Consider the following 14243-nt stretch of genomic DNA (forward strand, 5'->3'; position numbering starts at 1 on the left):
GTGATTGCCCCGCGCAGGTTCGACACCGGCGCGGACACAGGCTGATTGAGGGGTCAATACGGCGATGCGTCGCGGGCCCTGCCCGCGCTACCGGTCGCGCCGGGCCGGCGGCTCATAGGAAGATCCTCGCGATCGCCGCGCTTCCATCCGCGCCGACGACGGAAATATGGTCCGCGTCGATATCGATGCAGGAAGCGGGCTTGGCCAGGAACTTGCTCCAGCCGAGCGTCGGCGACTGATCGCCGTTGCTTCGCGTCGCCCGCACGATCACCGTCTCGCAGGCTTCCGGCAGCTTTTTCGGGCGATAGCTGCGGCATGCCTTCTCGTTGGCGAGCGAAATCCGATACGCGAGCATGAAATTCTCTCTGGGCATCCAGAATCCGTTTCGCTGGACCAGATCGAAGAGATAGTCGGCCCACCGATCCTCGGGGACTTCGCGGAACTCGTCGGCGCTCATTTCCCACTTGCCGCCGAGCGAACGGATCAGATTGGCGAAGGACTCGAAAATCTCGTCCGAGAGGCTCCGCATCGACGGCCCCGGGCAGCGGCAATCCACCAGCACCAGCCGCTCGACCGCGATGTTCTTCTTCATCAGCTGATGGGCCATCTCGAAGGCGGCGACGGCGCCGTTGGAATAGCCGAGCAGGCTCAGCTTGTCGCAGTCGCGCAACGCCGCCAGGGTGGCGATATTGGCTTCGGCCATCGCGCGTATCGAGTCGAGCGGTTCGCGCTTGCCGTCCAGGCCGACCGACTGGATTCCGAACATCGGACGGATGCCGTTCATCGCGCGGCTCAAAGTCCGCAGCGACAAAACGCTGCCGTCGGCGCCCGGAACGGCGAAGACCGGCGTTCCCGACCCGTTGGTCTGCATCGGCACCAGGTCGTCGGCGACCGCATCGCGGCTTACGAACCAGGTTTCGAGGTCGGTTTTCGCCGACGCGGCGATGCGCAGCAGCTTCGAGCGCGAGGCCACGGCCGGCGCGGCAGGCGCGGCGGCCTGTCCGACGACGTGGATGCGATCGATCTTGGCCGGATAGGTTTCGGCCAGATGAGCAGCGAGGCGCTCGATGTTCGGATAATTGAAAACGACGCTGGGAGAAAGGTTTTCGCCGAGCAATCCGATGAGTTTTTGGATCACCGAGGCCATTCCGACCGAATCGAAGCCGAGATCGAGAAAATCCAGGCCGACATCGACGTCCGTGCGCGGCACGCCGAGCACCGCGGCGGCTTCCTGCGTCAGGAACAGCGCGATCTTGTCCGCGGCGTCAAGCGTTTGCGCCTGTTCGCCGTCGGCAAGCGCATCGACGAAACGCAACTTGCGCTCGGCATCGCGCGTGCAGCCGCCGTCGATCTCTGTCTTGGCTTTCTGCGGCCTCGCTACGGTGGGGATCTCTACCCGCTTCGGCGCGTCGGCGTCGTCGAAATCCAGCCAGTAGCGGTTCTTAGCGAACGGATACAGCGGAATGTCGACCAGCTGCGGCAGCGCTTGGGCGTTGCGGCGACGGGTCAGCGCCACCTCGCGCCAGTAACGCTCCCAGGGCATATCGATGCCGGCCACCCACAGCGTCGCGATGTCCTTCAACAGGCCTTCGCGCAGGTTCTCGAGCAGCTTGTCCTCGCCGATCTGCGACTTGATCATGCTGAAGACGCGGCTGTTGTCGCGCGCCTGCGGGCCGCCGATGAAGATCGGTCCGCTGCCCTCCGCCGGCTTGTCCGCGGCCAGATGCTTGGCGGCGCGCGTCAACGCTTCGGTCAGCTCCTTGTGGCTGGCGGCGACGATAGCGATCCGGTGCTCCATCGGCACGGTCGCCAGCTGCAGGGTGTAGGCGATGTCCTCCAGCAGCGAACGGCTGGCATAGAGGGCCAGCGATTCCTGCAGGGACTCGCGCGCGAGGGTCAACGATTCCTGCAGGGATTCGCGCGTTCGCGCCGAGAAGACGAACAGCTGGCTGCCGCCCTGCTCCGTGCGCGCGGGGCCGTGGCCGGTGCGGTATTCCTCGAACAGCAGATGCACGTTGACGCCGCTGTCCGAGAACGAGTTGACGCCCGCGCGGATCGGCTCGTCGCCGCGGCGCAGCGTGTCGAACGGCAGCGGGTGGTCGGCGATATACAGCGGATGCGCCGGCGATTCGATGTCGATGAAGCTGTTGAGCGTCTTCTTGGTGATCGTGGCGGGAAACTGCTTGTGGTGCAGCGACAGCGCGACCTTGATCGCGCTGGCCACGCCGCTGGCCGGCTCGACATGGCCGATGTTGCCCTTGATGCTGCCGAGCGCGCAGTGCTTGTCGCCCGGCGTCGGCGCGTTGAACGCGTTCTTGATGCCTTCGAACTCGAAGGAATCGCCCCACTTGGTGGCGTAGCCGTCGACTTCGATGTAGCGCACCGAGTTCGGCGCGATGCCGTGCTTCTCGTAGCATTCGGCGATCACGTCGGTGATGGCTTCGTGCTTGATCTCGGAGATGAAGCCGGCGCGGCCGCGGTTGTTCTGATGGGTCGCGACGACCTTGGCGAAGATGCGGCGGTTGTCGCGCTCTGCGTCGTCCAGCCGCGTCAGCACCAGCAGGCCGACGCCTTCGCCGCGGGTGAAGCCGTTGGCGGCGTCGTCGAACACGCCGCAGCTGCCGTCGGGCGACAGCAGGCCGTAGCGCGCGATGGCCGCGTAGTCGCCTTCGAACAGATTGAGCGATACGCCGCCGCAGATGGCCACGTCGCACTCGCCCTGCGCCAAGGATTGACAGGCTCGGTGGATCGCGAGCCCGGACGAGGCGCAACTCGCGTTGACCACCTCGCTCGGCCCCTTGAAGTCGTACAGGAACGAGATGCGGTTGGCGAGGTAGTAGATCGGACTGGACGAGCTGAGCGCCGGAGCGTTCGGGACGCGATGCAGATTGCTGCGCAGGTGATGCTCGTACTCGGCGTACTCATAACCGAGGAAGAGTCCCGTGCGCGTGCCCCGCAGCAGGTCCGCGCGCAGACCGGCGTTCTGCAGCGCGTGGTACAACGCCTGCGTCGCCAGGCGCTCCTGCGGGTCGCACAAGCGGGCGTCGTCTTCGCTGAGGCCGAAGAAGGCGGGGTCGAAGCGATCGACCTCCTCGATCAGCGCGCCCCAGCGCGGCGCGGCGTCGGCACTTGGAGCGCTGCCCCAACGATTTCCTGTCAGCCGCGCGATCAACGAGCGCTGATCCATCAGGTTGTGCCAGAGCGCTCCCGGTGTCGCGGCATCCGCGAACCGACAGGCCATGCCGACGACCGCGATGCCGAGGTTGCCGGTCGGCAGCGCGACCGCCGGCAGTTCGGCGGGCTCGGCGGCGCGCTCGTCGGCGGACAGGCCGAAGTAATGCGAAAGCGCGTCGCTGTGGTGTTCCAGCAGATGGTCGATCAGCGCTTGCTTGGAGGCGAAGCGCTCGCCGCGCAGGTCCAGGCCGTATTCGTCGCGGACGAAAGCCAGCATGCGGCCGAGCCCCCCCGCCCCGTCGGCGCTGGGCGGCCGCTGCGCCTGCGCGCGGCGGCGCGGGACAGCGTCCCGTTCGAGCGGCCTCGCCGCTGCCTTGGCCGCGACGACGGGCGCGGGCTGCGCGGCGACGGCCGCCTGCGCCTTCGGCGTCGACGCGGCCGGGGCCTCGCTCATCATGCCGCCGAGGGCGCCGGCCAGCTCGCTGATCGACTTGACCGCCGTCAGCTGCGCCGGCGTGATCGACACCTTGAGCTGCTTGCTCAGGTTCGTCATCAACTCGATCGCGATGATCGAGTCCATGCCGAACGAATCGAAGTCGGCGTCGACATCCAACCGATCGACCGGGATTTTCAGCGTGGACGCGACCGTTCTCGCGATCGTGTCCAACAACGGCAGTTCCGCGACAGCGCTCATGTCAGGTCCCCGGATTCTTCTGCCAACGCGAGGTCGGCGGTAAGCAGCGCTCTCAGTCGCTCCATTTCGTTGCGCGGCGACGCATTGCCGGGCCGCGCGGGCGCGACCGCCGCGGCTTCGGGCGGCGGCGCGGCGTCCTGCGTCGGTTCCTCATCGGGTTCGCGGAAGAAGCCGCTGGCCTTCAGCGTCGACATGCTCGCCTTCACGCCGGCGATCACCGCTTCGATATCCGCGTCGCTGTGGGCGGTGGTCAGGAAGCAATTGCCCTGGATGTTGGTCTCCACGCCTTGCATGCGCAGCAGGATGAAGAACAACGCTTCGGTCACGCCCCAGTAGCTGTCGACGAAGCGGAAGCGGAACAGCGAGCCGAAGGTATCGATGACCACCGGCAGGCGCTCTTCGCGGAAGAACGCATTGAGCGTGTCGGCGAGATCGGTGGTCTTCCGGTTGAGCCCCTGCTGGAAGCAAGCGCAGGTGCCGTCGGGCGCCGTCTCGGCGCTGCGCTTCTTGATTTCGCTCAGCACCGCGAGCGCGGCGGCGATCTTCAGCGGGTTCTGCGAATGCGTGCCGGCCATGCCGGTGCGCTTGGAACTGGGCATGCTGTCGTCGTCGAAGCGCCAGGTGCCGCCGTCGACCAGATCCATGTACTTCGCCGCGCCGGCGATGACCCCGGTCGGCAGCCCGCCGCCGGGAATCTTGCCGTAAGTCGCCATGTCCGCCTGGATGCCGAACAGCCCCTGCGCGCCGCGATGGCAGACCCGGAAGCCGGTGATCATCTCGTCGAAGATCAGCGGGATGTCTTTCTCGATGGTCAGCTGGCGCAGCGCCTTGAGGAACTCGACCGGCTTCTTGTACGGATGACGGGACTGCACCGGCTCGACCAGCACAGTGGCGATCTCGCCGGCGAGTCGCTCGATGGTATCGAGCGAGGCCATGTCGCCGTAGTCCAACACGATGATCTGGTCGGCGAACTCCTGCAGAATGCCCGGCGCCAACGGGAAGCTGTTGCCAGCGAGATCCCGGGTGGCTGCCACCGCGTCCGACAAGCCGTGATAGGCGCCGTCGAACAGCACGATTTTCTTGCGGCCCGTCGCCGCGCGCGCGATGCGCACCGCGAACATCACCGCCTCGGTACCCGACTGCGTGAACAGCGCGCGTTCGTGGCCGGTGATCTCGCAGAACAACTGGCAGGCCCGGAAGATCATGTCGGAATAGCCGACCAGCGGGATGCCCTGGTCCAGGCTGTGCTTGATCGCCTCGATCAGGAACGGCGCGCGGTGCCCGAACAGATTCACGCCCATGTCGCCGGAGATGTCGATGTACTTGTTGCCGTCGGCGTCGTGGACGTAGGCGCCTTCGGCTTTCGTATACGTGATCTGGAAGTGGAGCTTCTTCAGATCCTTGATCAGGTGGAAGGCGCGGCGCTGATCGACGAAGTGGACCTGATGCTCGAGGACATTGGCCTTGGACTTCGGCACGAAGCGGTCGTACTTCTCGACGAGCGCGGCGATCCAGGCACGGTGCTCGTCATTGAGGTCGCGCTGGTCGAGCGCTTTCAAGGGCCGCGCGGCGCCCTTGTCCCCCCGCGACGGTGCGATGCCGTCCGCGCGGCGAACGATCGCCAGCACCTGCGACTGCGACTCCTTGTCCAGCGACTGGAACAGGCGCATGGCGTCCTGCTTGCCGATCTGCTTCGACAGGATTTTCTTCGATACGTCTTCAACGGTCGTCTGCATGGCGTGATCCATCTCGCGGTCGTTAGAACTGATATTGATATCGGACGACGAACTGCTTCTGGTCGCGATACGGCCAGGTCCCACTGCGCTTGTCCCGCTCGTCGGCGAGGAACAATTCGAAATAGACCGTGGAGTTGTCGTCGATCGCGTAGGAGCTGAGGAACTTCTGCTGGAGGCTGGTGTACGGCTTGGCATAAATGGCGAGCCAAGTCAGGGTCAGGTCGTCGCTGAAGAAGCGGTTGGTGATCGAGCCGATCAACTGGTACTCGTCGCGCTCGCGGCCGACGATGTCGCTGCGCCAGTCGAGCAAACGGCTCCAGACCACTTCGGCGCTGTAGGTGAGCGGCCGCCCGCCCGGCGAATAGTCGAAACCGAAGCTGGAATCGAACTGGTCGCTTTCGACGATCGAAAGGTCGCTGCTGCCGGCCGGGCGCGCGAAGTAGGCGCGCGGGCTTTTCAGCGCGACTTCGGTGCGGAACAGGAAGTTGTCCTTGGCGATGTTCGCGGCGAAGCCGTACATCTGGAAGCGTTGCTGGCGCACCAGGTAATCGTTGTCGATCAGCGACGCCAGCATCAGGCTCAGGTCGCTTTTGCCGAAGGTGCGCTTCCAGCGCAGGCCGTACTCGTACTTGTCGGTTTGGTTCCAACTGTCGTTGGGTTTCTTCTTGTCGAAGGAGCCCGGAATGTCGTACTCGGAGCCGCGGTCCGGATACTTGTTGTAGCCCGGCTTGGGCACGAAGAACGCGCTCCACTGCCCTGTCGCGCCGAAATGGTCCATCGTCGCCATCGGCTGCCCGATCCGCGACTCCTCCAGCGAGATGAAGAAGAACTCGGAGCTGTTGCGCGGACTGACTTCATCCGTGATCGCGCCGCCCTCGGAAACGCCCCAGGGCAGGATCTGGTAGCCGATGCGGAAGCTGGTATTGCCGAAGCTGCTCTGGAGGTAAGCCTCGCGCGTGACCAGTTCGCGAAAGAAATCCTCGTCCTTGGCCTTGGCGCGGTGGTCGTTGCTCCAGTACAGATTGAGCTTGGTGTCCAGGCGCAGATACAGATTGCTGGTCAAGGGCTTCGAGTACTCCAGCCGCACGGACGAGCGGTTGTTCACCAGCCGCTTCGGCGCAGCGAACTTGTACGAGTTCTCGTGCTTCAAGCTGACGCGCAACGGATCCAGCCAGGCCGCGAGCGTGCTGTTGTCGTCCGTCGGGCGCCCGGCCGGGTCCTCATCGCTGCCGGTCGCCGATACCGGCGCGCCTGCCGCCTCACCGACGGGATCCGCGTCGTCGGCCGGTGGCTTGCCATCGATGCGCGACGCCGGCGCGCCTGGGGCACCGCCGCTATCGCCGTCCGCGTTCGTATCGATCTCGATTTTCAGGTCGTCGAGGTTGGCAGCCGTGTCGTCGCTTTGCTCCGGCGGCGGCGCGCTGGCGACTGCGCCGCCGTGCGCGTTCGGCGGGATCGCCTGCGTCTCGGCGGGCGGATCGATCACGACGCCCTTCAGGAAATCGTCGCCCGGATCGGGCGCAGGCTCGGTCTTCGGCGTCTGCGCGCAGGCACCGAAGGCCACCCCGAGAGCCAGCAGGGAAACCGCAATCGGCTTCATCGATCGCGCCTGCAGCGGGTTCGGACGACAGCGCGGTTCGCGGACGCGCGCGAATGGGAGAAACACGATCTTCATTCAGGTCTCGTGCGCCTTGTAGATCTCATCCGAAAAATTTCCGAGTTCGACACCCAGAGGCGCATGCGACCTTCCGCCTTGCGGCGAGATCGCGTAAGCGGAACGACGCGAAGGCGATTCCCTATCCAATAAGTTCATATGCGTTCGATTCACGATGCGATCACCGCCTCGTCGCCATATCCGCTCGCTGCGTCGCGATCCCGGTAATAGCGAACCTCCTCCGACACCCACAGATCGTCGAGCGCGCGCTGGGAGATGACCTTGATCAGCGCCACCTGATCCAGGTCGGAGGCGACGAACGCTTCCAGCTCGCACATGGCTTCCTCCGGCTCGATCGAGCCGATCCCCAGGCTTTCCATGCGCTTGCGGTAGAACGCGTCGGTGACGACGCCGACGCTGCCCCAATAGGCCCAATTGACGATCTTGACCGGGTACGCACAGCGCGCGCGCATGGCCTGGGCGAAGCTGTCCTTGAAGGTGCAGCCGGCGCAGTAATTCGACTGTCCTGGGTCGCGGTGGAACGACGCCACCGACGAGAAGAACAGCATGAAATCCAGATCCTGGCCGGCGAAGGCGCGCTCGATATTGACGCTGACGTCGACCTTGGCCGCGAGGCTTTGGCGGAAGACGGCCTCGTCCATCGCGCGCACCGTCTGATCCCGCAGGACCAACGCGGAATGGACCACGCCATCGATTCGCGGGAAGCGCGCGCGGATGGCCGCGACCGCCGCCGCTAACGCCGCGGCGTCGGTGGCATCCGCGGAGAAATAGTGCGGCCGTCGACCCAAGCCCGCGATCGCATCGAGCTTGGCCTCGATGTCGGCATCCAGCGCCCGGCGGCCGACCCAGATCACCTGCGCGTCGTAGCGCGCGACCATATGCCGCGTCCATACCTCGCCCAATCCGCCGGCGCCGCCGATCACGACATACACGCCGTTCTGGCGATAGGCCACGCGCGCCGACGGCATGCGGCCGGCATCGGCGAACTCCTGGCGGAACCATTCGTCGCAGCGCAACGCCACCCCCCTGCCCTGCTCGTCCCAGGGCAAGGCCAGAATTTCCAGCGGGTCGAGGTCGACGGTCGATTCGATGTCGAGCAGCCGGAAGCGCCACTGCGGCAGTTCCTTGGCGACGCTGCCGACCATCCCGTGCACGCCGGCGTGATGCGGCGACACCGGTTCGTCGTCGAAGACCTGCAGCGCGTGGCGGGTGACGACCGTGAACTTGAGCTCGCGCTCGAACCGGTCGAGCCGGCTCAAGGCTTTGAGGATGCGGAACAACGAGAGCACGCCCGCCTCTTGGCTGGGGACGACCGCATCGTGGTCGCCGACGTCCGCCTCCGGGGCGAACCACAGCAGGTGGTCGAACTCGCGCTCGGACAGCAGGCGCTCGATCCGTTCGACCGAATCGCCGGCGACGATCGGCTGATGTTGCAGCTCGATCGCAGCCGCGCTCAGCCAAGCGAACAACGCCTCGTCTCCGCCGAGCAGCAAATAGCGCTCGCCCGGCGCGGGCGTGACCGTGTCGCGTCCGAAGCGGACCGGGCTCCAGATCGGGACCAGCGCGTGCAGAGCGGGCCCGGACGACGCGATCGCGGCCGGCCTTGCGAGCGTCGGCGCGGCCTCGACGCCGCGCACCGGCGCGACGACGGGCGCCGATGCCACCGTGCGCGAGACGAGACCGCGGATGCTCACCCGCGGCAGGCCCTGGCCGTCGACCAGATCGATATCCAGCGACGGCATGCCCGCGACGGCAGCGCCCGCTGCGCGGCGGATCCAGACCCACATCTCGTCGGTGGTGTCGCCGTGGACGATCATCTCGTCGAAGGCGAACGGCATCACCGCGGCGCCGCCTTGGCCGTCCAGGCCCGCGAGCAGGCAGATCGTGCACTGCATCGCCGAATCCATCATCGCGGGGTGCAGGCCGAAGCGCGAGTCCGCCGCCTCCGGCAACCGCAGGCGCGCGATCACCTGCTCGTCCTGGCTGCGCAGCCCGGCGATGCCCTGCATCGTCGGCCCATAGCGCAGGCCCAGCGATCCGAAACGCGCGTAAAGCGCATCGCGGTCGCGGCCCTCGCCCTCGATGGCCTCGCCGAGCGCGGCGATATCCATCGGCTCGGCGTCGATGGCCTGCGCGCTGCAGCGGACCGTTCCGCGGGCATGGGGCGTATCGCCTGCGCTTTCGGAAAGGACCTCGTACTCGAGCCAGCGTCCGCCGTTCTCATCTTCGCCGAGGTCGTGCAGCGTCACCCTCAGCGCGAACGCATCGTCGACCACCACCGGTTGGATCCAGGCGTGATCCCTGAACTCGAGGGTTCGCGCCGGTTCGCCCGGCAGCGCCTGCGCCACCGCGGCGCGCACCATTTCGATATAGGCCACGCCGGGCAGCACGCGACGCTCGAGCACCACGTGGTCGCGCAGGAAGAATTCCTCGCCATCGAACCGGGTCGCGAAGATCGGACCGGACAGATCGGATACGTTGGCGTGCAGCAAGGGATGCAAGACCGACGCCGCCGCCGCTGCGATGGGTTCCGGCCGGGCGTCTTCGAGCCGCTGCGGTATGGCGAAGCGCCGTTTCTCGAAGGGATAGGTGGGCAGCGCGATGCGTCGCGCTCCCGACCCCGCGCACAAGGTCTCGAGCGGCAGCTTCGCTCCGCGGCAGTACAGATCGGCGAGCGCGAGCAGCTTGCTGTGCGCTTCTTCGGCCGGCAAACCGTCGAGAACCTGCTGCGTCAGAAACTGCGCGAACTCGTCCAGGCCCGGCGTCGCTTTGCCGGATGGCTCGACATCGAGGCCGACGAAGCAATCCGGCGCGCGCCGATGCCGGTTCAGGCGCCCGAGCTTGGCGATCAGATCGCCGGCATCGTTCGCCACCACTACGCAGCGGTTCGCGAACGCGCTTCGGCCCGCGGCGAGCGTGAAGGCGATGTCGTCGAGATGTTCGCCTTCGCCGGCATCGAGCCAGGCGGCAAGATCGGCGACCTTGCGCCAAAGCGCGGCCTCGGTCTTCGCCGACAAGGCCACGATGCGCGGCATCGCCGCCGCGCGTGTCGGCTGCGGACGCTGCGGTGGCTCTTCCAGGACCATGAAGGCGTTGGTGCCGCCGATGCCGAGACAGTTGATCGCGGCGCGGCGCGGCGCATCCGCTTGCGGCCACTCGATCGCATCGGTGTTGACGTGGAACGGGCTGCTTTCGAAATCGATCTTCGGATTAGGCTTGACGAAGTTGATGCACGGCGGGATCCGCTGGTATTTCAGCGTCATCGCGACTTTCATCAGGCTCGCCATGCCGGCCGCGATATCCAGATGGCCGATGTTGTTCTTGACCGATCCGATCGCGCAGAACTGGCGGCGCTCGGTCTCGCTGCGGAACAGGCGGCTCAGCGCGAGGATCTCGATCGGATCGCCCATCGCCGTGCCCGTGCCGTGCGCCTCGATATAGCCGAGGCTGTCGGCGGACACGCCGGCGTTGTCCAGCGCGGACCGCATGCACTCGAGCTGGCCTTCGACCTTGGTGGCCAAGAAGCTCATCTTCTGGCCGCCGTCGTTGTTGATCGCCGATCCCTTGATCACGGCATGAATGCAGTCGCCGTCGGCCAGCGCCCGGTCCAGTGGCTTGAGCAAGACCATGCCGACGCCGCTGCCGAATACGACGCCCCGCGCGTCGGCATCGAAGGCGCGGACCTGCCCGTCGGCGGACAGGATGTTGCCGCTCTCGTACACATAGCCGGCCACGTGCGGCGTGCGCACGCTGACCGCGCCCGCCAGGGCCATGTCGCACTCGCTCGTGCGGATGCTTTGGCAGGCCATATGCACCGCGACCAGCGAGGTCGAGCATGCGGTCTGCACCGCGACGCTCGGGCCGCGCAGATTCAGCTTGTACGACAAGCGCGTCGGGGCGAAGTCCTTGTCGTTGCCGACATGCCAATGGCCCCCGGTCTTGCCGACGACCTCCGCGTAGTGTCCGGTGCACGACAGCAGCTGGCTGGAAACGATGCCGCCGGATCCTGCGAACACGCCGACCCGACCCGATTGGGTATCGGGCGGATAGCCGGCATCCTCCATGGCCGACCACGCGCATTCCAGCAACACCCGATGCTGCGGATCCATGACTTCCGCATCGCGCGGCGGAATCCAGAAGAACTCCGAGTCGAAGCAGTCGTGATCCGCGAGCAGCGGCGCCGCTTTCACATAATTCGGATCGGCCAGCGCTTCGGCCGACACCCCATGGGCCGACAGTTCTTCGGCGGAAAGCGCGACGATGCCCGAGCGGCCGGCGCACAGATTGGCCCAGAACTCGTGCGTCGAGGCCGAGCCGGGGAATCTTCCGGCCATTCCGATGATCGCGATGTCGCTATGCGCCCTTTCCATACCGAATCCTGTCGCAATGGATGCCATCGGGTCGGCCACGCACCGTGGTCGGTCCCGGGATCGTTTGTGTCGGAGGGAAACCGCCGGATCAGCGCTCGTAGGCGGCGCAAAGATCGCCGACCGTGCGCAGGCCGGTGATCGGCACGTCGCCGCTGGCGAACGGATCGTAGGAGAACTGGATTTCCAATATCGCGAGAATGCGGGCGATATGCAGCGAGCGGAATCCGAGACTGTCGATGAGCGCGCTGGAATCGCTGATCGCGCCGAGTTGCAGCCCCTCCTCCTCGGCGACGCGACGAAGGGTGTCGTAGATGATCTGCTGGTGTTCGCTCATGGCGTTCCTGGAATCGGGTTGAACGGAAGGGGCAGCGACGGGGCTGGGCGTTAGCACGTGAAACCGCCATCGACCGCCAGGGTCTGGCCGGTGATGGCGCGCGTGGACAGCAGGAAACGCACGCTGTCGACGATGTCCTGGGTGGTGCACATCGCACGCATCGGCGTGCGCCGGATGATGCGGGCGCGCTGGGCGTCGGTCAGATGGCCGACCATGTCGCTTTCGAAAAAGCCGGGCGCGATCGCGTTGACGGTAACGCCCTGCGGCCCGACTTCGCTCGCGAGGCTGCGGGTGAACCCCAGCAGCGCCGCTTTGGTGGCGCTGTAGACCGCCAGACCCTTATGGCCGCGCAAGGCGTTGACCGAGGAGATGTTGACGATGCTTCCGCGCCGCTCGGCGATCATGGCCTTGAGGCAGGCGCGCGTCAGCACGATCACCGATTCCAGATTCAAGGTCAGCGCCTGATGGATATCGCGCTCCGAGGTCATCGTCAGCAGGCCCTCGATGCCGACGCCGGCGTTGTTGATCAAGGCGTCGATGCGCTTGTAGCGGCGCAAGACGGTCATGGCGAAGCCCCGGACTCCGTCGAAATCGGTGCCCTCGATCGCTTCCCAGTGGAAGCGCTCGCCGTTCGGGTCGGCCTCGCGCAGTTGTTCGATGAAGCTGTTGCTGGAGCGGCTGAAGGTGGCGACGATGTCGCCCGCGTCGAGCCGATCCTGCACCAATGCCTGCCCCAGTCCGCGGCTGCCGCCGCTGATGACGACCACTCGCTTGTCACTCGACACTTTCTTGCTCCCTTTCGGCATTGACGACTTCGCCCTGCGCCGCGCGCGCCGGGCGGCGGATCTTCTTGAAGCGCGCTCCGAACATCGGTTCCGCGCTGACGGCTACCCCGACCGGCACCTTGAACGGCGGCAAATGCTCGCGGCAGTGAGCGCGCACGCGGCGCTCGACCTGCGCGGCCGGCTCGGGGACGACCAGTTGCACCGTCGCGACGACCAGTTGGCCGGTCAGCGCGCTCGCCTTGCCGCTGACGACGACGTCGCTGATGTTCTCCAGCTGCAGGATCAGGTTCTCGATCTCGCTCGGATAAACCTTCTCGCCGCCGACGTTGATGATTTCCGACTCGCGCCCGAGGATGCGCAGGTAGCCGTCGCGCTCCTCGACCTTGTCGCCGGTGTTGAGCCAGCCGTCCTGGTCGAAAGGCGACGGCGCGTTGAGGTATCCGATCATCGCCGCGTCGGTGCGGATCCAGAGGATGCCGTCGACGATGCGGGTCTCGTGGTGTTGCCCGCCGACCTTCATCCAGGTCGAGCCCGCATCCTCGGACCGGGTCGGCAGGATGCCGACTTCGGTGAGTCCATACGTCTGTTTGCAGCGCACGCCCGGCAACGCCTGGTTCAATGCCTTGAGCGTCGCCAACGACATCGGCTCGGTGCCGTAGGTGACCAATTCCAACGACGACAGGTCGTAGGACTGGCGCTGGTCCGAAATGAGCAGCATGTTGAGGAAGGTCGGCGTCGTCGGCAGCAGCTGGACGCGTTGCGACTCGATCGCATGGCACACCGCGGGTACCGAACGATCGGCGACGAAAACCGCGGTGCCGCCGTTGAACAGCACATGCAGCAACGTGTTGATGCCGCCGATATGGTCGAACATCAGGAAGATCAGGGTGCGATAGGCGGCCCCTGGCTTCTGCAAAACATGCGCGATCAGCCGCGAGAAGCGATGCACCGAAGCCTTGTTCTTCCCCGTCGATCCGGAAGTGAACAGGATGAGCCCGGCCTGTTTGGACTCGCCGCGCAGGCGATCGAGCAGCGCGTGGCTGCAGCCGTAGTCGCAGCGCGTGTACCGGCTGCCGCCGTCGCTGGAAAACTCGAAGACGCCGTCGACGCATGCGGTCGCGAGCGCGTCCTCCACCTCGAAGTCGCTGGCGGACAGAAAGGGAACCACGACGTTCGCGTTCTCGACCAGCGCGAACAGCAGTCCGATCATGTCGCCGGAGACCCTGCCGCGCAGTGCGATGCATGCACCCGGCGCGATGTCCGTCGCTTGCAGTTGCTTCCGCCAGTGACGAATCCTGTCGTGCAATTGAGCGTAGTCGAGCGCCGCACCGTCGCAGACGACGGCTGTGCGCCCGGCGTGTTCGGCCCAAGCCTCGATTAGTTCCGTGAGATTGTGCATTCAACGCTCCATCTTCGAAAACCCGCAACGCGGGTGGATCAGCCGATTGCCCGGCCCAGCGGTGTCGAATCGACGG

The 14243-nt window shown here is 66.0% G+C and carries 7 protein-coding genes; all 7 read right to left on the minus strand.

Translation table 11 applies throughout. The features are described from left to right. Positions 1–112: 112 nt before the first annotated feature. The 7 genes from J5226_RS17015 to J5226_RS17045 all read right to left on the minus strand — a co-directional run bounded on the left by J5226_RS17015 (position 113) and on the right by J5226_RS17045 (position 14167). Positions 113–3868 carry a beta-ketoacyl synthase N-terminal-like domain-containing protein gene (locus J5226_RS17015; RefSeq protein WP_215835623.1) on the minus strand — a complete coding sequence of 1252 codons (3756 nt, stop codon included), beginning with the start codon at positions 3866–3868 and terminating at the stop codon, positions 113–115. Beyond that, entirely contained in the window at positions 3865–5604 is a 1740-nt protein-coding gene (locus J5226_RS17020; RefSeq protein WP_215835624.1) for an aminotransferase class III-fold pyridoxal phosphate-dependent enzyme, read from the minus strand. The genes J5226_RS17015 and J5226_RS17020 overlap by 4 nt, the downstream gene beginning before the upstream one ends. Before the next feature lie 22 nt (positions 5605–5626). Beyond that, the gene (locus tag J5226_RS17025) at positions 5627–7204 is read right to left on the minus strand and encodes a hypothetical protein (protein WP_215835625.1); all 1578 of its coding nucleotides are present in this window, start codon (positions 7202–7204) and stop codon (positions 5627–5629) included. 224 nt (positions 7205–7428) lie between these two features. Continuing rightward, a complete protein-coding gene (locus J5226_RS17030) occupies positions 7429–11688 on the minus strand; it encodes a type I polyketide synthase (RefSeq protein ID WP_215835626.1) in 4260 nt (1419 codons plus the stop codon). A 49-nt stretch (positions 11689–11737) separates the two neighbouring features. Continuing rightward, positions 11738–11983: a hypothetical protein gene (locus J5226_RS17035; RefSeq protein WP_215835627.1), complete on the minus strand. Its 246-nt coding sequence runs from the start codon at positions 11981–11983 to the stop codon at positions 11738–11740. Between the two features lie 50 nt (positions 11984–12033). Beyond that, positions 12034–12768 carry an SDR family NAD(P)-dependent oxidoreductase gene (locus J5226_RS17040; RefSeq protein WP_215835628.1) on the minus strand — a complete coding sequence of 245 codons (735 nt, stop codon included), beginning with the start codon at positions 12766–12768 and terminating at the stop codon, positions 12034–12036. Then, positions 12758–14167, minus strand: a complete 1410-nt coding sequence (locus J5226_RS17045; RefSeq protein WP_215835629.1) for a fatty acid--CoA ligase family protein — start codon at positions 14165–14167, stop codon at positions 12758–12760. The genes J5226_RS17040 and J5226_RS17045 overlap by 11 nt, the downstream gene beginning before the upstream one ends. Positions 14168–14243: the final 76 nt, after the last annotated feature.

Origin of the sequence: Lysobacter sp. K5869 (assembly GCF_018847975.1) — a bacterium.
In the GTDB taxonomy this organism is placed as follows: domain Bacteria; phylum Pseudomonadota; class Gammaproteobacteria; order Xanthomonadales; family Xanthomonadaceae; genus Lysobacter.